The 19,457-nt window shown below is 62.6% G+C and carries 18 protein-coding genes and 1 tRNA gene; 5 read left to right on the top strand and 14 right to left on the bottom strand.

Annotated elements, in window-relative coordinates; translation table 11 throughout:
- Nucleotides 1–120 precede the first annotated feature (120 nt).
- The 6 genes from ABIB28_RS03005 to ABIB28_RS02980 all read right to left on the bottom strand — a co-directional run bounded on the left by ABIB28_RS03005 (nt 121) and on the right by ABIB28_RS02980 (nt 1,834).
- Complete coding sequence (locus tag ABIB28_RS03005) at nt 121–339, bottom strand: hypothetical protein (protein WP_354286256.1); 219 nt, start codon at nt 337–339, stop codon at nt 121–123.
- Nucleotides 340–366: 27 nt separating this feature from the next.
- Nucleotides 367–504 (bottom strand): hypothetical protein, encoded by a 138-nt coding sequence (locus ABIB28_RS03000; protein WP_354286254.1) that lies wholly within the window; start codon nt 502–504, stop codon nt 367–369.
- Between the two features lie 109 nt (nt 505–613).
- Nucleotides 614–802, bottom strand: a complete 189-nt coding sequence (locus ABIB28_RS02995) for a hypothetical protein (protein ID WP_354286252.1) — start codon at nt 800–802, stop codon at nt 614–616.
- 66 nt (nt 803–868) lie between these two features.
- Nucleotides 869–1,111 (bottom strand): hypothetical protein, encoded by a 243-nt coding sequence (locus tag ABIB28_RS02990; protein WP_354286250.1) that lies wholly within the window; start codon nt 1,109–1,111, stop codon nt 869–871.
- Entirely contained in the window at nt 1,072–1,281 is a 210-nt protein-coding gene (locus ABIB28_RS02985; protein WP_354286249.1) for a hypothetical protein, read from the bottom strand. The genes ABIB28_RS02990 and ABIB28_RS02985 overlap by 40 nt, the downstream gene beginning before the upstream one ends.
- A 49-nt stretch (nt 1,282–1,330) precedes the next feature.
- Entirely contained in the window at nt 1,331–1,834 is a 504-nt protein-coding gene (locus tag ABIB28_RS02980; RefSeq protein WP_354286248.1) for a hypothetical protein, read from the bottom strand.
- 137 nt (nt 1,835–1,971) lie between these two features.
- Between ABIB28_RS02980 and ABIB28_RS02975 the strand changes: the two genes are divergently transcribed.
- Entirely contained in the window at nt 1,972–3,090 is a 1,119-nt protein-coding gene (locus ABIB28_RS02975) for a PKD domain-containing protein (protein ID WP_354286247.1), read from the top strand.
- Nucleotides 3,087–4,457: a glycoside hydrolase family 28 protein gene (locus ABIB28_RS02970; protein ID WP_354286245.1), complete on the top strand. Its 1,371-nt coding sequence runs from the start codon at nt 3,087–3,089 to the stop codon at nt 4,455–4,457. Before ABIB28_RS02975 ends, ABIB28_RS02970 begins: the two co-directional genes overlap by 4 nt.
- A gap of 342 nt (nt 4,458–4,799) precedes the next feature.
- On the opposite strand, the gene ABIB28_RS02965 is transcribed toward ABIB28_RS02970, so the two are convergent.
- Nucleotides 4,800–5,582, bottom strand: a complete 783-nt coding sequence (locus tag ABIB28_RS02965; RefSeq protein ID WP_354286244.1) for an IclR family transcriptional regulator — start codon at nt 5,580–5,582, stop codon at nt 4,800–4,802.
- Between the two features lie 376 nt (nt 5,583–5,958).
- Nucleotides 5,959–7,143, bottom strand: a complete 1,185-nt coding sequence (locus ABIB28_RS02960) for an alpha-hydroxy-acid oxidizing protein (RefSeq protein WP_354286242.1) — start codon at nt 7,141–7,143, stop codon at nt 5,959–5,961.
- Nucleotides 7,144–7,543: 400 nt separating this feature from the next.
- Between ABIB28_RS02960 and ABIB28_RS02955 the strand changes: the two genes are divergently transcribed.
- The gene (locus ABIB28_RS02955) at nt 7,544–8,743 is read left to right on the top strand and encodes a hypothetical protein (protein ID WP_354286240.1); all 1,200 of its coding nucleotides are present in this window, start codon (nt 7,544–7,546) and stop codon (nt 8,741–8,743) included.
- Nucleotides 8,736–10,268: a DUF2779 domain-containing protein gene (locus ABIB28_RS02950; protein ID WP_354286238.1), complete on the top strand. Its 1,533-nt coding sequence runs from the start codon at nt 8,736–8,738 to the stop codon at nt 10,266–10,268. The genes ABIB28_RS02955 and ABIB28_RS02950 overlap by 8 nt, the downstream gene beginning before the upstream one ends.
- A 12-nt stretch (nt 10,269–10,280) precedes the next feature.
- On the opposite strand, the gene terL is transcribed toward ABIB28_RS02950, so the two are convergent.
- From terL to ABIB28_RS02930, 4 genes are all read right to left on the bottom strand, one after another.
- Nucleotides 10,281–11,699 carry a phage terminase large subunit gene (gene terL, locus ABIB28_RS02945; protein ID WP_354286236.1) on the bottom strand — a complete coding sequence of 473 codons (1,419 nt, stop codon included), beginning with the start codon at nt 11,697–11,699 and terminating at the stop codon, nt 10,281–10,283.
- Nucleotides 11,700–11,761: 62 nt separating this feature from the next.
- On the bottom strand, nt 11,762–12,253 hold the full coding sequence (locus tag ABIB28_RS02940) for a DUF5681 domain-containing protein (protein ID WP_354286234.1): 492 nt from the start codon (nt 12,251–12,253) through the stop codon (nt 11,762–11,764).
- Between the two features lie 61 nt (nt 12,254–12,314).
- Entirely contained in the window at nt 12,315–13,751 is a 1,437-nt protein-coding gene (locus ABIB28_RS02935) for a site-specific DNA-methyltransferase (RefSeq protein WP_354286232.1), read from the bottom strand.
- Between the two features lie 743 nt (nt 13,752–14,494).
- Nucleotides 14,495–14,585, bottom strand: a tRNA-Ser gene (locus ABIB28_RS02930).
- A gap of 110 nt (nt 14,586–14,695) precedes the next feature.
- On the opposite strand from ABIB28_RS02930, the gene ABIB28_RS02925 reads away from it, so the two are divergent.
- Nucleotides 14,696–15,595 carry a peptidylprolyl isomerase gene (locus ABIB28_RS02925; RefSeq protein WP_354286231.1) on the top strand — a complete coding sequence of 300 codons (900 nt, stop codon included), beginning with the start codon at nt 14,696–14,698 and terminating at the stop codon, nt 15,593–15,595.
- A gap of 161 nt (nt 15,596–15,756) precedes the next feature.
- Here the strand turns inward: ABIB28_RS02925 and ABIB28_RS02920 are convergent, their stop codons facing one another.
- Nucleotides 15,757–18,069: an ATP-dependent helicase gene (locus ABIB28_RS02920; RefSeq protein WP_133188996.1), complete on the bottom strand. Its 2,313-nt coding sequence runs from the start codon at nt 18,067–18,069 to the stop codon at nt 15,757–15,759.
- 46 nt (nt 18,070–18,115) lie between these two features.
- On the bottom strand, nt 18,116–19,378 hold the full coding sequence (locus tag ABIB28_RS02915; protein WP_354286229.1) for a glycosyltransferase: 1,263 nt from the start codon (nt 19,376–19,378) through the stop codon (nt 18,116–18,118).
- Between the last annotated feature and the right edge of the window lie 79 nt (nt 19,379–19,457).

Raw genomic sequence — 19,457 nt, 5'->3', positions numbered from 1 at the left:
GTGAACGGGCGGTCGTAGTCGCATGAATGCACACTCATGATGCCGACTTTGTCGCGCATCGGAGCTAGCAGGCTCGAGAATAGCCGAGTGGTCGATTACTGGAGCTTCGTCGGGACCAGATCAAGCAAAGGGGGCGTGGGTGCTGCCCAGCAGCGCCTCACTCGCGACGGTCGTATGAATCTCGCGCTGCGCGAGCGTGGTCACCTCACTATGCCGCCAATCGGAATGGATGCCGAGCACCGGATTGACTTTAGGCCGCATGCCCAATTGCGCCACGCGGTTGAGATGCGTTTGGTAGAAGATCGTTTCATCGGCGGATTGCAACACGTAACGCAGCACCTGTATCCGGGTAGCGAAGAGCAACAACTATTCGCTTGTCGCCGGGACGGTCGCCGCGGCGGCGCGTTCCTCGGCGATCGCCTCGGTTGTGCTTGCGCGCCGCATGGCAAGTTCGACGACATGCTGGAAGAGTTGATGCGCGCCGCACCCTTCTAACATCTGCATTACCTGCAAATCGGTGAGGTTAGCGGCTTGGCCAGGTGGTTCGCCTAGAGGATGAAAGCCACGTAGTCTGCTTTCTCGGAATTGCTGAGCATAAGCGAAAAAGGCAAAGTCAGCCGCGAAATCCCGCGATTGAACACGCGGCCGAAGCGTGGCTCCCCGGCGAACTCCAGCATGCTGAGGCGCTCTGCATATCGCCCAGTGCGCGCAACAACTCGATCACGCGATTCGCCTTGCCTTCGCCGGCATCCTGCGCCGTGAACGCGCGCAGCGCCGCCAGTCGAGTGACGGCGGTGATCATCGTCGCGCTGTTTGAGGCCTTCGGCAGCTGACAGGCGAAGTCAGTGTTTTCGACATTACCGAGGGCTTAGCTGCGGCGCACGCCGGGCACCGGCCGCGGCGCGAGGCGCGGTACGGTTGGCCCGTCGATGGAATGGAATGGATTGGCCGCCTTCGGCATGCCGCTATCGACCGGGTGTCCGTCGGATCGCTTGCGGCCGTCGACCGCGAGACCCGGCGGCAGCTGCCAAACTATTTTCGCGACCACGTCGGCGCTGAACGTGAGACTCATCAGCTGGCTTGGCTCGATCTGGTTGATCGCGACGCGCACGTCCCACCCATCGTCGGCAGCGCCTGGCGGATCTTGAGTATGAAGCCGACCACCACATCCGTCAGCGGTTTGTCGGCACCGGCGCTCTTCCCGTTGCCGCCAAGATATAGCGCCGGCGCGCAGTCGAACCCCGATCCTTCGTCGGTCCTCATCCAGAGGAAGGTATCCACGGCCGGACACGCGGAAAGCAACCTCTTCACCGGATCACGACACATCCTGCTAACGTCTTGACGGTAGACGTTGGGCGAGAAGTAGACTTTCCGCGAGCGATTGAACCGATCGATGCGCGGTCCGCCCTATTCGGGAAATTCGATTAAGAACGGCTCGGGCAATACGGCTGGCTAAGTTCCTGTTCCAAAGACGCTCCAAGCCATCCCGCTCGAGGACGGCACAGCGTCGCGCGCGGATATGTTGGATCCGCGCTAGATAGGCGATAGATGCTAGCGGCTTGAGTTCAGCCGAGAGGAAGATCTTGAGCAGCGATGGGCAATGAACGAACCATGCGGGATACGGATCGTGGAGATGATTCTCGTAGGTCGCGATCGGTACGTCATCGGTCACCGACATCTGCGTCGCACAGATGTCGCGCATCAGACCGGCCTTGCGGCCTAAACTCGCCAGATCCGCGACGTGATCGACCGCTTGGTTGGGGACCGCGTTCTGCGCCACGAACCAGCCATGGGGGGTCATGGCGATCGTCTCGGCCTGCAGGAAGGCCAGCACCGCCTGTGGCAAACACCCTGCAAGCACCCCGAATAATGCTTTCCTTGATGACTCAGCCGCCGATCGGTTCCCACTCGACTCGCTGCCACAATATGCTACGTAATGCTATAAAATGATAGTTTAATTGCGGAGGATGCATGACAGTTGGACTGAGTGTCATCGCTGCACTTGCGTTTGCGATTTCAGCCGTGTCGCCGCGTACGCAAACCTGCTCGGCGGAGGGCTATCCTGTCTATCAGTTCACCGCCGATTCCATCCCGCGTATCGATGGCAAGATCGATGACTGGGCAGCGGTGCCGGACCGCTACGCGATCGGCACTGACGCGCTCGCCGCCGATGACGGCTCGAACGTCCGACCCGATCCGAAGAGCCTCGACGTCTCGCTCAAGGTCGCATGGGTCAAAGGCCTAAACCGCCTCTATTTTCTTTATGAGGCGCGTGACGACTATTGGGATTTCGACGAGCCCGGCCTGCATAACGACACACTCGAGATCGCCGTTGATGGCAACCGCTCGGGCGGCCCGTTCATTTCACGTTTCCATCCGCTAAAGGCGCCTGCAACCGGGCTCGGCCCCGGCATCGACGAGCAGACTGCCTGGTTCGATTTCCAGAATGTCGACTCTCAGAATTACCACATTTTTACGCCCGCCTTCGAAAAGGACTGGGCGATGGCGTGGGGCCCGCAGGCGGCGTGGATCAAGCGCCTGCCGTGGTCCAACATCGCCTATCATTACACCTTCAAGCCCGGGCAGAGCGGCAAGCTGGTCGCCGAATTTTGGATCACCCCATTCGATCATGCGGACGCACGGGGACCTGCCTATTCTGTCGAAAGTGCTTTAACCGAGAATAAGGTTATCGGCCTGGCCTGGGCGGTGATCGACTATGATGGACCCACTCACCATCATTTCTGGAACCTGTCGCCGCACCACACGATGTACGGTCAGGCGTCCGAATTGTGCGGGTTCCGGCTGATGCCGCTCGAGGCCGGGCAGCGCCCGCCGATCAAGGCCGACTGGTCTTTCACCATCCTTGACCGGGACCGCCGCACCGTGGCCTACCACGACGATACGCTCGGCGCGGTCACGGGCTGGTTCTGGAATTTCGGCGACGGGACGCATTCGGAAGAGCGCAACCCGGTCCATAGCTATGCGTCTGCGGGTAAGTTCGTGGTCAGCTTGCGGGCGAGCGGTCCGGCCGGCCACGCCACGCTTTCGAAGGTATGGGATGTGTCGTTCGCAGGGGATTTGCCGAAATGATAGACCGCCGGACATTGCTCGCCGCCGGCATGATGGCCGTCATCGCGCCTGCCCGCCGCGCCACGTCGAAACACATCCTCGATGTGCACGCATTCGGCGCGGTGGGAGATGGCTCGACCTTGGACACCGCCGCGATCCAGCATGCAATAAACGCCGCCGCGCCCGGTTCCTGCGTACTAATTGCCAAGGGCCGGCGTTGCGTGATTGGGCCGATTACTCTGCGCAGCGGTATAGAGCTTCGGGTCGATGGCACCCTGCTGGCTAGCACGCGTCCTGAGGATTATAGTGACCGCGCCGCCGGCCTGATTCACGCGGACGGCGCGGACGGCCTGGTGCTGAGCGGCAGCGGTACGATCGACGGCTGCTCGCCCGATTTCATGGAGCGCTACGATCCCGAGGGCGAATGGTATGTGCCCAAAGCCTTTCGCCCGCGTCTCATCGTGCTGGAAAATTGTGCCGACCTGACGATCCGCGATCTCCACCTGCGCCATGCGCCGAGCTGGACCGTTCATCTCCTAGGCTGTCGCCGAGTCCTAATCGAACAGCTACACATCGACAATCAGCTCGACGTGCCCAATTGCGACGGCATCGACCCCGACCATTGCCAGAACGTCGAAATTCGCAATTGTCGCATCCGATGCGGCGACGATGCAATCGTGATCAAGGCCACGCGCGGAAATGAGCGCTACGGCCCGTCGCACAACATTCATGTCCATGACTGCGTGCTGGAAACGCAGGATTCAGGGCTGAAAATCGGCACCGAGACCGTTCAGGACGTACATGACGTTCTGTTTGAGCGCTGCACGATTCTCGACGCAGGCCGTGGATTGTGTATCCAGCTGCGCGACGAAGGGAATGTCTTCAACATCGTCTTTCGCGACATTCGCTTCGCCGCGCGCTATTTCTCCTCGCCTTGGTGGGGCCGTGGCGAAGGCATTTCGTTCACCGCCATTCCACGCACGCCCGAAACCCGCGTCGGCGCCATCCACCATATCACCGTCGAGCGCGTGACCGGTCGGGCGGAAAACAGCGTGCGGATCGAAGGCAGCGTTCAGTCGCGGTTGCATCACGTGACGCTTACGGACGTAGCGATGACGTTGGGCCGCTGGACGCGCTATTCCGGCGGAATTTACGACAATCGCCCGACCAGCGCCGTGCCGGCGCTGGAGCCGCACGACACGCCCGGCTTCCACATCCGTCACGCCGATCTAATAACCCTTGTTGGATGCCGACTATCCTGGGACGCGACATCTCCAAGTCAATTTTCCCGCGCAATCGAGGCGGTGGATGTGACGGGTCTCGCGACGACGGGCTTCGTCGGCACTGCGGCCCACCCTAACCGGCAAAAGGCAATCATGTTGCGATGACGCCGGATATGCCTGTTGAACCTGGTGCGGAACTACGGGCACGATTCAGATGTCGCCGCCGACGCTTTACCGAAGGAAGCGCGGGGCTTTATCTCAGCTTCGCTCATCCCGCTTTGGGGTTGCGGAACTCCTGTTGCCGCTTGATTTGGCAATAAGTAAGTCCTCTAATATGAGTATCCTTACTTGTTCATAACGCAGCCTATTATCCGAATTTTCAGATATAGATAATAAAATTAATAAATATATATTTTAAATTATAAATATATAATATCAAAGCGAAAATATATACTATTGTAGGAATGTGCTTTTCTCAGATATAAATCCAGTTTTCTAGATAAAAAATCATTCGTTCCCCTTGTAACCAATTGCCGTACTCACCTGCTTAACCGAGCGTGCAAGCTGCTCCGCAAGCTGTCCAATGTTGCTATCTGTCAGATAATGCGCCGCGCTGGCGATACTAATCGCCATGCAGATACGCCCTCCTGCGTCACGTACCGGAGCCGCAACTGAGCGGACGCCATTATCGCTTTCGCTGTCATGCAGCACAAGGCCGCGTCTTCGGTTTATCCGCATTGAATCTAGGAACTGTATACCTCGGGGCGATTCCGGTGCCTCTCCGGTAGCCTGCTTGTAGAGGTACACCAAAGCTGGCTCGCCTTCGTCGAGCAGCAGTGCTTTACCCATTCCGGTTTCAGCGATTGGGCGAAAGTCGCCCGGCGCAGCTGACAACCGAAGCCGCTGCTGTCCAGTCACGCGATCGACATAACGCAACCAATCCCCCTCTCGTTTACCGGAGAATACACAAAAGCCAGTCCGTTCCGAAAGTAATTCCATAGCCGGGCGAGCCACGTTTATATAATTTACTTGTTCGCTGGCGATTACGCCCATCTGTATTAACTTTGGGCCCAGCCCGAAGCCGGTCGGCGTTAAATGTAGATATTTGCGCGATGCTAATGCCGCCACCAATCGGTGTGTAGTAGTCTTGCTCATGCAAAGCTTTTGGGCAAGATCGGTCAAACGGATTGGTCCCGCAATTACCTCGTCCATTATATCTAACGCCCGCATCAGGGTTTGCGCACCCTTAACTACGCCAGTCAAATCGACGATATCGTTCCGCTCGCTCATCGCTATTTATCTCGTCTTTCGACAATAAATATTATTGACCCTATCGCTGAATCTGCCCCGCCTGTCACTGGTTAAAAATTTGCGAATGGAGATGGAGATAAAGGATGCTACCAGAAAAGTAGCTCGACCGGGTGGCCCGCCTAGATAGTCAGTGCATTGTCGTCCGCGTCCCCATTGTCGCCCCCAGGTGGAGCGTAACGGCAGTGACCCTCGCGCCGACGACACGGCTACCGCGTGAACGGCGGCAACTATGGCCCCTAGCTGGTGACCAGCTAAGTCTGAACGGGGGGCGGGTTACGTCAGATGCCGGGCCAAACCGGCCGTTCCGTTTTCCACCCTAATTAGCCCAAAAATAGACGGTCAACTCCCACGTACTCTATCGGCTCGGCAGTGTAAGATCGGTCCGTTTCGCGCCAGCTTCGCGCACTGCGGCGAGGGTTGGCCAACCATTTACCGCCATCAGCAAGTCAGCCTCGGCAAGCAGACAGCGCAACACATGAGCGCAGCCGTCTGCGCCACCAAGCGCGAGGCCATAGCTGTATGGCCGGCCAACCCCAACCAAGTCTGCGCCGAGCGCTATCGCTTTGATCACATCGCTGCCCGAGCGTATCCCGCTATCGAACAGCACGGGTATGCGGCCCGCGACCGCCGCCACGACCTTTGGGAGCATGTCGATCGTAGCGATGCCGCCATTAGCCTGGCGACCACCATGGTTGGAAACGTATATACCATCGGCACCGGTATTTATCGCGCGTAGCGCGTCATCCGGGTGGCAAATGCCCTTTAGCACGATTGGCAGCTTGGTGAGGCTCCGCAACCACGCCATGTCATCCCACGTCAGCACTTTGCCGAAGGTTGCAGCCCAGGTGCCAATTGCGGTGCGCATGTCATCCTCGGGCGGCTTGGCGAGCAGCTTGCGAAAGGCGGGATCAGTAAAATAGTTCTGCAACACGTGACCGCGAAGCTGCGGGAAATTGGCAACGTTGAGATCGCGCGGCCGCCAGCCGGTCACCCATGTATCGAGCGTCACGACGATGGCCTTGTACCCCGCCGCCTCGGCGCGCGACACCAGGCTCGACGCGACGTCGGGATCGCGCGGCGTGTAGAGTTGGAACATCGCCGGGGTGTCGTCGCACGTAACTCGAACCGCTTCGAGCGGGTCATTGGACAGCGTCGACGCGATTAATGGCACACCCGTCGCTGCGCTGGCGCGAGCGGCGGCTAGGTCGCCGTGGTCATCCTGCGTGCACATACCCGTGACCCCGATCGGTGCCATGAACAGCGGGCTCGTCAGCTCCATGCCGAACACCCGTGTCGAGAGGTCTCGCGTCGAGCAGTCTACCATCATGCGCGGCACCATGCCCCAATGCTGGAACGCGCGAGCGTTTTCGTCTTGCGTGAACTCGTCGCCGCAGCCGCCCTGGACGTAGGTGAGCACCCCTGGCGGCATTGCGGCTTCGGCACGTGCTTTGAGGGTCGCGTAATCGACCGGCCAGGTTGGCTGAACGCCCGACAGGCCGCTCCCGTAGATCAGGTTCTGATAGTCGCCGAAGTGCGTCATGGTCGATCTCCGCGCCCGGCGTACCGGAGCCAGCGACGGACGACCAGAGGCGGGCAGGGCGACCCTTCGCTGATCGGAGCGGATCGTGCTTAAAATCCGCGAAACCGGCCCGTCCCGCGATATTCCACTTGTCTGCGCGCACGAAGCGAGCAATCTGACACTGCTCCCGAGAGATCGGGAGCGGGGCGTCGAAACCTCACAAAGGAGTCAGCCGGTCACTGCGAAAGCGGAGGCCGGGTGGCATGCGCGCATGTCCAGCCGGCAACGGTAAAGGCGCATGCGCCTGTTGGACTCCTGCAGGTTTCGAACATCCGGCTTCGGCCGTCGCCCTGAGTGGACATAGGTGCGACGAGGAAGCCATCCGGCGGACAGCATTCGCATCCAGACATGAGGTGCGACCATGACGCTGGTACTGATACGCGATGACGATACGCCGACGATCGTCGAGCGCGTGCCGCAGGGCGAAGCCCGGCGCGAACGCACGCTGCGCGACCTCATCTACGACAACCCGGCGATTCTGCCGGTGCGCGATATCGACCCTGGCTACGGGCGGCTGTTCACAGTCGCGCGCGAACTGAATATCCCCGGCGTCGGATTCATCGACGTGCTGCTCGCGGACGAGCACGGCCGGCTGGTGGTGGTCGAGTGCAAGCTCTGGCGCAACCCGCAGGCGCGGCGCGAGGTGGTGGGGCAAATCCTCGACTATGCGCGCGAGCTGAGCCGCTACGGCTATGAGGACCTGCAGCGCCAGATCAGCATCGCCACGCGGCGGCAGGGCAACGTGCTGTATGCGCTGGCGTGTGAAGCAGGCGGGGCACTCGACGAGGCGCAGTTCGTCGACCGCGTCTCGCGCGATCTGGCGGCCGGGCGGTTCTTGCTGCTAATCGCGGGCGACGGGATCACCGAGGGCACGAGGCGGATCGGCGAATATTTGCGTGCGCAGCCTGGGCTCGCGTTCGAATTCGCGCTGATCGAGTTTGCCGAGTACCGCGCAGATGACGCGAGCGGTGCCACCCGGACGATCATCCAGCCTCGGATATTGGCGCAGACGGTGACGATCGAGCGCCATGTGATCCGCAGCGAGGTGGCCGGCGTCAGCATCGACGCGATCGAACCACGACCGACCCCGCGCACAGTCGCGCCCGCAAGCGAGCCATCGGATGCCAGCCGGTCATGGCAACAGTTCGTTGACCGCTTCGTCGCCGAGACGGTGTTCGATGATCCAGCGCAGCCGCTTGCGCGCCGCGGCGGCAATGGCTGGATTCGCGTGCCGCTGCCGGATGGGTTGTATGTAAACCTCTACCGGTCCGCGGCCAACCAGCAGTGCGGGGCACAGATGAGGTTCGCTAGCCTGGACGGGGCGGCATGGAAGCTATGCTACGCCGACCGAGATGCGATCGATGCCGAGTTTACAGCAGCTGGACTGCCTGCGCCCGATTGGAGCGAGGGCGAGGGCGAGGGCCCGGCAATAGGGCTGGTCACCCCGTCTGTCATCCCGTGGGAGCCTGCCGAACAGGACCGGATGCTGCGCTGGATGGGAGTGGTTGCCAACCAGTTCGTGAACAGCTTCCGTCCTCGGCTGCAAAACGTGCATGGCTGATCCGCCGCCCGGGGCCGCCACGCTGGCACAACCGTTCGTGCAGCGCCGCGCCGGCCTGTCTAAATCGCGCATCGCGATCTTTGAACAGTGCGCAAAGCGGCTGTGGCTTTCGGTGCATCGGCCGGACCTTGCGCAGGAGAGCGACGGCACACGTCGCGTATTTCGGATCGGACACGAAGTGGGAGCGGCCGCTTGCGCACTCTATCCGGACGGGATCGAGATTGACGGCAGCGCCGGCATGGCCGCCGCGGCTGAAGCGACCGCGATCGCCCTCGGCCGTGCCATTCGCGTGCCGCTATTCGAGGCGACCTTTATCCATGCCGGTGTAGCAGTACGGGTCGATCTGATGATCCCGGACGGGAATGGCTGGCAGGTGGCCGAGGTCAAGAGCACGACCAGCGTCAAACCGTATCAGCGCGCCGATCTTGCAACGCAGCTTTGGGTGCTCAACGGCTGCGGTGTGAACATTACACGCGCGTCAGTGCGCGTTATCGACCCTACGTTCGTGTTTCGCGCCGCGGGCGACTATCACGGACTGTTTATCGATGAGCCCGCGGGGGAGGGGATAAAGCCGTTGATCGCGGCTCGGCGCGAGATCGTCGCCAGCGCGGTGGCGACGCTGACCGGTGGCGAGCCCGCGATCAGACCAGGCCCGCACTGCGCCGAGCCATTCGCCTGCTCGTTCGTTGGATATTGTGAACGCGACCTACCGCCGCCGCCCGCGTGGCCGGCGAGCCTGCTGCCGGGGGTCGCGGGCAAAGCCTTTGCCCGCGCGGTCGCCCAAGATGGTGTCGAAGACCTGCTACTGATTGATGCGGCACTTCTGACCCAACCGCTGCTGACGCGGGTCCACGCCGCGACCATGACCGGCACGCCATACCATGACGTTCAGGCTGTACGCTTTGAGACAGAAAGGTGGGCTTACCCGCGAACGTTCCTCGACTTCGAGACGATCGCGTTCGCGGTCCCGCGCTGGATCGGGACCGGCCCTTACCAACAGGTCCCGTTCCAGTTTTCTGCACATATCGATCGCGGGAGCGGCGCGCTTGAGCATTTCGCGTTTCTCTCCACTGACGGTGCCGACCCGCGTACGGCTTGCGCCGAGGCTTTGGCAAACCTGCCGGTGAGCGGCGCGGTAATCGCGTGGAATGCCAGCTTCGAGCGATCGTGCCTGCACAAGCTCGCCGAGCATGTCCCGGACCATGCCCAGGCGCTGCGCTCACTCGCGAGCCTGCTGGTCGACCTGCTGCCGGTTGCCAGGCGGCATTACTACCACCGCGACATGCGTGGCAGCTGGTCGATCAAAGCGGTACTGCCTACGCTCGCGCCCGAACTTGCCTACACTACGCTCGACGGCGCACGCTCGGGCATGGAAGCACAGGATGCGTATCTCGAGGCGGTCGACCCCGCGACGACGGTCGAGCAGCACGGCGTCATCCGCGCCGGGCTGCTCGATTATTGCGCGCGTGATACGCTAGCAATGGTGGTCCTGTTAGAGCGGCTGGGCGCGCACCAATCAAACTGACCATCGCCGAGCTTACGATATCCAGTCCGGGAGCTGCGGTAGTAGCGGCCGCTTCCGCTGCCGCAACAAACGTTCGGCGCGCCCGTCAGCAGCAAATTCTGTCTCGGTGTATTTCCAGTGCATCATCCAATATTCGAGTAGCTGCGAGATGCTGTCGACGATGTCGTCATGCGCACCATGCGGGAACGCGCGGAGTTCGCCGAGCATAGCGTCCAAGCCATCAAGTTCAGCTGGAAGATAGACGCGACCCTCCTCAATTTGACCGGTTTGCGCCACCAGCCGTTCCACCTTCCCGGTTATGGGACGGCAAGCGAACAGCCGGAACGGTCCTGACTTGCGGAACTCCTGGATCAGGCCGGTGCCGGCATTGGCGTCCTCCATCAAGACGCGGTCGGCCCGCCATTTTCTTTGCAATGCGATCACCGCCCGTTTCAGATCAGGATAATCCACCCGTCTGCGATAAATTTCCAGCAGGAACAGGCGCCCCGCCACGGCTCCCCAGACCGTGCCCACCGACCAGTCCGCGGTCGGAAGGCTGCTAGTCGCCGTGTCCCAGCTGATGAAAACCTTGTCGAACTTTTGGCGCGGGATTTCGCATTCGAACCTCCGAAAATGCTCGAGCCGGATCAGGTTGCCTTCGAGCGCAACCGGCTCCTGCAGATATTGGGCGGAGAACACCTGACGGCCGGACTCGAGCCGCTTTTGTTCGAGCTGCTCGCGCGACACGAGCTCCGGGCATAGAACATCGTTGCGACGGAACAGGTGCGTTACCCCCGGCCCGGTTTCGATCACCATGTCGCGTTGCGCGATCGCGGGCAGGCACAAGCACGCATAGCCCTTGTCGCGCAGATAGGCCGGCAGATCGTCCTCGTGCAGACGCTGCTGGATCGAGATGATCGCCCCTACACCCTTTGGATTAAGCCGCTGCGTGGCCGCAGAGTCGATCCAGTTCTTCATTGCGGCGCGGATCGCCTCGCTGTTTGCCTCATCCGCCTTCATGATATCATCGAAGATGAGGAAGTCTGCACCGCTCCCGGTGACTCGCCCACCGACCGAGATCGACAGGCATCGGCCGTGCATGGTTGTAACGATCTCATCCTGCCGATCGCCGCCCGGCGCTATCTTCGTTTGCGGAAACAATTTGTGGTACCAGTCCGACTTCAGCACCGAACGACGGTGATCGGCGTGCTGGGCCGAGAGGGCGCCGCCATAGGTTGCGACCATGATCTCGCGTGATGCATCGCGACCAAGGATCCAGCACGGGAATGCGACCGCGACCGTGATAGATTTCAGCGCGCGGGGCTGCAGCCAGATCATCGAGCGCAGCAACTCGCCGCGTTCGATGCGCTCGAGCCAGTAACACATCGCGCGCAGATACCAGGAGGACTGCAACGGCGGTTGGTTCGGATTAAGGTGGGCGAACACCAACATCAGGAATGGCATAAGCCGGTCCCGTGCCAGGGCATCGGCAACTGCGCTGTGTCTGACCGCCGTCATTGTCCGTCTCCCTGATTGCGGGACTGTTCGGTAATCTCATCCTTGAACCATGCGATGATAGCCTGGCCGGTCTCGGTGAGTTGCTCGGGCGATGACGCCTCAGGCGTGAGCGGAAGTTCGATGCTGTCGCCCAACGCCCATTTGCCAAGGTCGAATACGGTCTTGCGCGCGCGCCAGTCTCCCTCTGCCGCCAGTGACACTTCCTTTTTCAACAGCGCCTCGAAAATCCTGACCTTCTTCGGACCCTTGGCCGACTTGATCTCGATGCGGGTGTCGAACGCCTTTCGCACCATTGCCTTGACGCCTTTGGCGCCGCGCGGACGACCCGCGGGGTTGCCGGACTGGCCGTGCTGGAAGCTGCCCTTGTTGGGTTCACGCTTGCGCGCTCCTTGTTTCGGTTCGGCGTCGGCGATGATACGCGATACTTCAGGGCCAGGTCGATCGGCTGTTGACTGCAGACCGATATCGGTGACGGCACGGATGCGCATACGCGGGCGCGGAGATGTATATGGCGTGTCCATGGGAAAAGCTTTCGATTAACGGGGAGAATTAGGCAGCGATCGGGCGTGTCCGCGCGCGTGCGAACACGGCGGGCTTTGTGCCGGCCGCGCGCGCATCTGCGGTGTCGGCAAAGATCTGCCCGCTCGCCTCGAGTACCGCCTGGCGGCCGGTGAACGCTTCCCAGCGCCGTACGGTTGTATCGACGTAGATCGGATCGAGTTCGATCAGATAGCCTATGCGACCGGTCCGCTCGGCGGCGATCATGGTCGTACCCGAGCCACCAAAACTATCGAGCACGATCTCGCCACGATGCGAGACATCGCGGATCGCATCTGCCACAAGAGCGACAGGCTTTACGGTCGGATGCGAGGCGAGTTCTGCCATCCGGTTCGCGCCAAACGTGTTGCAGCCTGGCGCATCCCAGACGTTCGTCCGATACCGCCCGTAGCTACCGAGCTGGACGTTGTTGGTATGTCGAGCGCCGGGCTTCTTGAATACGGCGACCAGTTCGTGCTTTGACCGGTAGAGTGATCCGAGGGACGCGTTGGTCTTGTTCCAGACGCAAAGATTGACGAGCTCGAGCCCGGCCGCTTTTCCAGCGGCGATAAGCTTATCGATGCTTCTCCAATCGATGAAGGCCATAAAGATGGTACCTTTGACCAGGTACTGCTGTGCGAGATCGAGTTCGCTCGCAAGGAAATGGAAGAACTCATCTTCGGACATCTCTCCCGAAGCCATCGCAAACTCACGATGTTGGATTGCTCCAAGGCCACCGACATGCTTCGTCACTGAAACATTGTACGGCGGGTCCTGAATCGACATGCGTGCGCGCTCGTCTCGCATCAGTGCCTGATAGACCAGTGGGTCGAGCGCCGATCCGCAGATGATCCGGTGATCACCGCACAGCCACACGTCGCCCAGGAGAGTTACGGCTGGGGATGGCATCGCGGGTAGCAGGTCTCCGGGGTCTTCATCGGGGTTCACTGCTGCGCTGAGGCTGTCGATCCTGATGTCGATCTCAGGCAGATCAAACCCGATATGCTCGATATTGAACGTGAGGCTCGTGCTCGACAGCTCCTGCAAGGCGAGCGCGAGCGCCTTGTCGTCAAAGCATGAAAGTTCAGCGATTCGATTGTCGGCGATGCGGAACGCCAGGAACTGCTCCTGCGTCAGCGCCTCCGCGCGAAGCACCGGTACGGTGGTCAGCTTTAGCAGCCTGGCCGCGCCGAGCCTGCCTTCGCCAGATGCCAGCTCATTGCGGCTGTTGACGACCAGCGGCGTCATCACCCGCGTGGCCGCGATCGCCTTTGCGATCGCCTCCAAATTCTTTGCGTCGTGCTTGCGTGGGTTGCCTGGCGGGACCTTGATCTGGTCCAATTGCATATATTCGATCTCGCCGAAAATGATTGGGTCGACGATGCCGAAGTCGAAATCCGAAGACGTCGACTTCGCTCTCTTACTTGAAGGTATTTTACGCATGTTCATCGCTCCACAGAGTGAGAGCGACGATGGTTCAGGCATCCAATCAACATCGGACAGCCTTCACCGATCGCCACATTGACGGTTCGTTGAATGGCTCGTGCTCTGATGTTGCCGATTGAGCCGGCGCGTCTTCGTTACGCGAGTTGGTCTGTCGACCAGGATTTAAGCTAAGCGCGATCTCGAATTAGGTCAAGCAAGACATTTGCGAAAAGCTAAAGAAATCAGTATGTTGACAATGAATCTCGGCTGTCTCAAAGCTTGTTGGCAGCCGCGAAGCGTCGCTGGGCGCTTAGCCTGTTCGCTCATTTGGCAACCTGTTACTTGCCTGATCCTTGCCTGTTTTTAGGCTGTTAAGAAAAACAGGGTTGGCGATCGGATTTTGCCAAAAAATCAGAGTGATGGCAGTCTCAAAATGCCCCGTGCGGTCGCGAAAGTGTCCAGCAACCTGTTTAATCGTCGGTATCAGGCAAAACGACGCTTTCGATGCGCGCGACGGAGGCCTTCGACACGCGAGAAGGCGGGCTCGAGATTTATTTTCGCGAGATGGTTTGTGCGGCCCTGGTTGCAGCGATCTGCCACCTAATTCGAAACGGTACTGCCGGCGGAGGGGCGGAGAATTCGCCGCGAATCTACGCCGATTTAGCGAAGGCTTGGTTCTTAGTAGTACCGTTTGCAGACGGGAATGGCGCGGAAACCCGTGGTTCTGGTCCTAGGAGGCAGATTGTAGTGGTCAGAACAAGACTGACTGGCGGAGCGGGAGGGATTCGAACCCTCGATACGCTTTTGACGTATACTCACTTTCCAGGCGAGCGCCTTCGACCACTCGGCCACCGCTCCGCATGTCCTGGACAGGAGGGTGGCCCTAGAGCGTCGCTGCCCGCTGTGCAAGCATTCTGCTGCGCGCGACAGGGATTGCCGCTGCCGTGCCGAACGGGCAGGTTGGCGGGATGCCGATGCTGCTCCCGCTTTTCGCCCTGCTCGCCGCCGCCCAGGCCGCCCCCGCGCCCGCCCCCGCCCCGAAGCCGACCGCGGCGCAGCTCGCCGCCGCCGCTCCGGCGAGTGCCTGGGGCGCGATCGACCCGCAGGATCTGCTGCTGATCGACTTTGCCGACGGATGTCGCAGCGTGATCTGGCTCGCCCCGGCGTTCGCGCCGGTACACGTCGCCAATATCCGCACGATCGCGCGGAGCGGCTGGTGGAACGACGCGACCGTCTACCGCGTGCAGGACAATTACGTCACGCAATGGGGCGATGCGACCGAGAAGAAGCCGCCCGCCGTTGGGATCACCGCCAAGCCGCCCGCCGAATATGAGTGGTCGTGGGGCGCGCATGGCGCAGCCGTCGCCAATCCGTATCGCGATGCCTATGCCACCCGGACCGGCTTTACCCCAAGCGGCTGGGCGGTCGCGGGCGATGGTGCGCGACAGTGGTTGCCGCATTGCTATGGGATGGTCGGCGTCGCGCGCGACCTTGCGCCCGATACCGGGACAGGGGGCGATCTCTATACCGTGATCGGGCACGCCCCGCGCCATCTCGACCGCAATATCGCGCTGGTCGGGCGCGTGATCGACGGGATGGCGGCGCTCTCGGCCTTGCCGCGCGGGACGGGCGGGGGGCTCGGGCTGTACGAGGATCCAAAGAAACGCGTGCCGATCAAGCGGATTGCGATCGCGGCCGATCTGCCCGCGGCGGAACGCCCGGCGTTTGAATATCTGCGCCCCGACGCGCCCGTCTTCGCAGCGACGCTAGAGGCGCGGGCCAATCGCGGCGGGCCGTTCTTCACGGTGCCCGCGGGTGCGACGGATCTGTGCAACGTGCTGGTGCCGGTACGCGCGGTGGCGCGCTAGGCGCTGGTAAAACGCGTTGCGCGGAAGCGGGCTCGGCGAGCCGTACCGCGCAGTGCGATGGCGCGGCGGCGGTGTCCGATCTCCTCGCTTTGCTGCATCTCCGCGTCTCGCGCCCGATCTGGCGGCCCCGGCCGTCGCCGGGGCGACGATTGCGATCGCGGCTACGCCTCGACCGTCACGAACGTATCCATCACGCGTTTGCGCCCGGCGCTCTCGAAGTCGATCTCGAGCTTGTTGCCCTCGATCTCGGCGATCGCGCCATAGCCGAACTTCTGGTGAAACACGCGCATCCCGACCGAAACGTCGGCGCGGCCCTTGTTGCCGAGGCTCACCGCCGAAGCGCGCGATTCCTGGACGCGGCTCGGCTCGCGCGTGAAGGTCCGGTTCGTGTAGCCGCCGCCGGGCTTGGCGGAATCGACGCCCGCCGCGCGCTGCCACCCCGGGCCGCGGCCGGTGCCGCGCGCGACGTCGGCAAACGGATCGGCGCGTTCGGACCAATTGGCACGCCACAGGCTCTCGCCGCCCGCCATGCTCGACTCGGCCTCGATATGCTCGGGCGGGAGTTCGCCAACGAAGCGGCTCGGGATGCTGCTCGTCCACTGGCCGTAGATGCGGCGGTTGGCGGCGTGCAGGATGATCGCGCGGCGCCGTGCGCGCGTGATCGCGACATAGGCGAGCCGGCGCTCCTCCTCAAGACTCTTGGTGCCGCCCTCGTCGAGCGAGCGCTGCGAGGGGAACAGCCCTTCCTCCCAGCCGACCAGGAACACCGTGTCGTATTCGAGGCCCTTGGCGGCGTGGATCGTCATGATCGTGACCTTGGGCTCCTCGGCGGCGGCCTCATTGTCCATCACCAGCGAAACGTGTTCGAGGAAGGCGCCGAGCGTCTCATATTCCTCCATCGCGCGGACGAGTTCGGTGAGGTTCTCAAGGCGCCCCGCGGCCTCGACCGATTTCTCGGCCTGGAGCGCGGCGGTATAGCCGCTCTCGTCGAGGATGATGCGGGCGAGCTCGCCATGCGGCAGCTCGGTCACCTGCGCGCGCCACCGCGCCATGTCGATCACGAGATTGCCGAGCGATTTGCGCGCCGCGCCGCTCAGCTCGTCGGTATCGAGCAGCCGCGCGGCGGCGGTGACGAGCGGGGCGTTCTGCGCGCGCGCGAGCTGGTGGATCTTGGCGACCGCCTTGTCGCCAAGGCCGCGCTTGGGGACGTTGACGATGCGGTCGAAGGCGAGGTCGTCGGCCGGCTGCGCGACGACACGCAGATAGGCGAGCGCGTCGCGGATCTCGGCGCGTTCGTAGAAGCGGAAACCGCCGACGATGCGGTAATTAATGCCGGTCGCGATGAAGCGGTCCTCGAACTCGCGCGTCTGGTGCTGCGCGCGCACCAGGATGGCGATCTCGTCGAGCGACTTGCCACCGCGTTGCACGCTGTCGATTTCCTCGCCGACGCGACGCGCTTCCTCGGGGCCGTCCCACACGCCGAGCACCTTGACCTTCTCGCCCGCGTCGAGCTCGGTCCACAGCTGCTTGCCGAGGCGGCCGCTATTGTTGGCGATGACGCCGGAGGCGGCGCCGAGGATGTGCGGCGTGCTGCGGTAATTCTGCTCGAGCCGGATGATCTTGGCGCCTGGGAAATCCTTTTCGAACTTGAGGATATTCTCGACCTGCGCGCCGCGCCACGAATAGATCGATTGGTCGTCGTCGCCGACGCAGGCGATGTTCTTGCGCTCCTGCGCGAGCAGGCGGAGCCAGAGATACTGGACGCTGTTGGTGTCCTGATACTCGTCGACCATGATGTATTTGAAGCGGCGCTGGTAGTCGGCGAGCACGTCGCGGTCGCGCTGCAGGATGACGAGCATGTGGAGCAGCAAATCGCCGAAATCGCAGGCGTTGAGCGCGACCAGGCGCGCCTGATAGGCGGCATAGAGTTCCTGCCCGCGGCCGTTGGCGTAGAGTTCGCTCTCGCCGGCATCGATCTGGGCGGGCGTGAGGCCCTTATTCTTCCAGCCGTCGATCAGCCCGGCGAGCGAGCGCGCGGGCCAGCGTTTCTCGTCGAGGTCGGCGGCCTGGATCAGCTGTTTCAGCAGGCGCAGCTGATCGTCGGTGTCGAGGATCGTGAAATTGCTCTGCAGCCCGACCAGCTCGGCATGGCGGCGCAGCATCTTCGCGCCGATCGCGTGGAAGGTGCCGAGCCACGGCATTCCCTCGACCACGTCGCCGACGAGCATGCCGACGCGGTGGCGCATCTCGCGCGCGGCCTTGTTGGTGAAGGTGACGCTGAGGATCTCGCTCGGCCAAGCCTTCCGCGTGTTGAGCAGATGCGCGAGCCGCGCGGTAAGCGCGGCGGTCTTGCCGGTGCCCGCGCCGGCGAGGACGAGCACGGGGCCCTCGGTGGTGAGCACGGCGTCGCGCTGTGGCGCGTTGAGGCCGCGCAAATAGGGCGGATCCTGATCGGTAGGGGCGGGGAGACTCATCGGTGAACAGGTAGGGAACGGCGCGCCCGCGGGCAAGCGCTTCCGCTTATTCGGCCGCGAGCGCGGGCGCGTCGATCCTGCCCGCCACCAGCGCGCGGCGTGGTGCGGCGAGCGTGTGCATGACGTCGAGATAGGCGTCGGCGGCATGTTCGACCGTGAACGCCGCGGCGGCGGCGCGCCGGGCCGTGACGACCGCGCGATCGTCGAGCGCGATTGTCGTCATGGCGCGCGCCAGTGCCGCGCAATCGCCCTTCGGCACGATCGCGCCGAAGGCACCGTGGCCGAGCAGATCGCGCATGCTGACGCAGCAATCGGTCGCGACGATCGGCAAGCCGGCGGCCAGCGCCTCGATCAGCACGGCGGGAACGCCCTCATAGGTTGAGGACAGCACGAACACGTCGGCCTGCGCCAGCCACTGGTCGAGCGGGTCGGTATGCCCCGGCATGTGCACCGCGCCGGCAATCCCGAGCGACGCCGCAAGTCGTTCGAGGCTCGCGCGTTCGAGCCCTTCGCCGAGGATCGTCAGCGTATCGCCCGGCGTCACGACGCGCGCGAACGCCTCGAGCAGCAGCGCGAAATTCTTCTGCGGTGCAAGTCGACCGACCGCGAGATAATGGCGGCCGGGGCGACCGCGCGATGCCGCATCGCGCGCGGCGGCGAGCCGGGCGAGATCGTCCGCGCACAATGCCGGATCGGGGATGACGCTGATCCGGTCGACCGCGACCCCGGTCCGCTGCGCGATTTCGTCGCGCATCGCGGGCGCCATCGCAACGAAATGGTCGATGTAGCGCCCCTGGATGCGCAGCCAGATGCGGTAGAATGCGCGCACCGGCGGCGACATGTCGGGGCGCTCGAGGCAGTTGCTGATCTTCGCGACGATCGGCGGGAATTTCCGCCCGAGCAGCAAGCGCAGCACGACCGCGAGCGCGGTATAGGTATTGCCCGCGCAGAACAGGATGTCGGGGCGCTCCACCCCGATCATCGCGGGAAGCCCGCGCGCGAGTGCGACGAACCCGGCGAGCTGGCCCGCCGCCGGTCGAACGCCGACTTGCCGCGTCGCGCGCAACTGTTGCGGTGGCGCGACGCGGGCGTCGGCGAGCACGACCTGCGCGTCGAAACCACGAATGCTCCATGCCGCATGCAGCCGAGCCGCAACGCGTTCGACGCCGCCTGGCGCGAAACTGTAGAGATAGGTGAGGATCCGCAGCGGGCCAGCAATCGGTGGATGCTGGAACGGGGCAGGGGGGGGAGCGATCAGCGGAGGCTCGGCAGTATCGACTTGCGCCCTCGCGATAAAAGCCGTGCCCACCCAAATCTCTCCTGCGCCCCCCGGTCGCGTCGAAACGCTTTAGAGCGCGGCGGCGCGACACGCAAATCGCATTACGCCA

This window comes from Sphingomonas sp. UYEF23 (assembly GCF_040546165.1).
In the GTDB taxonomy this organism is placed as follows: domain Bacteria; phylum Pseudomonadota; class Alphaproteobacteria; order Sphingomonadales; family Sphingomonadaceae; genus Sphingomonas; species Sphingomonas glacialis.
The sequence above is the reverse complement of the archived record's forward strand: the minus strand, read 5'-3'. Positions and strand labels throughout refer to the sequence as shown.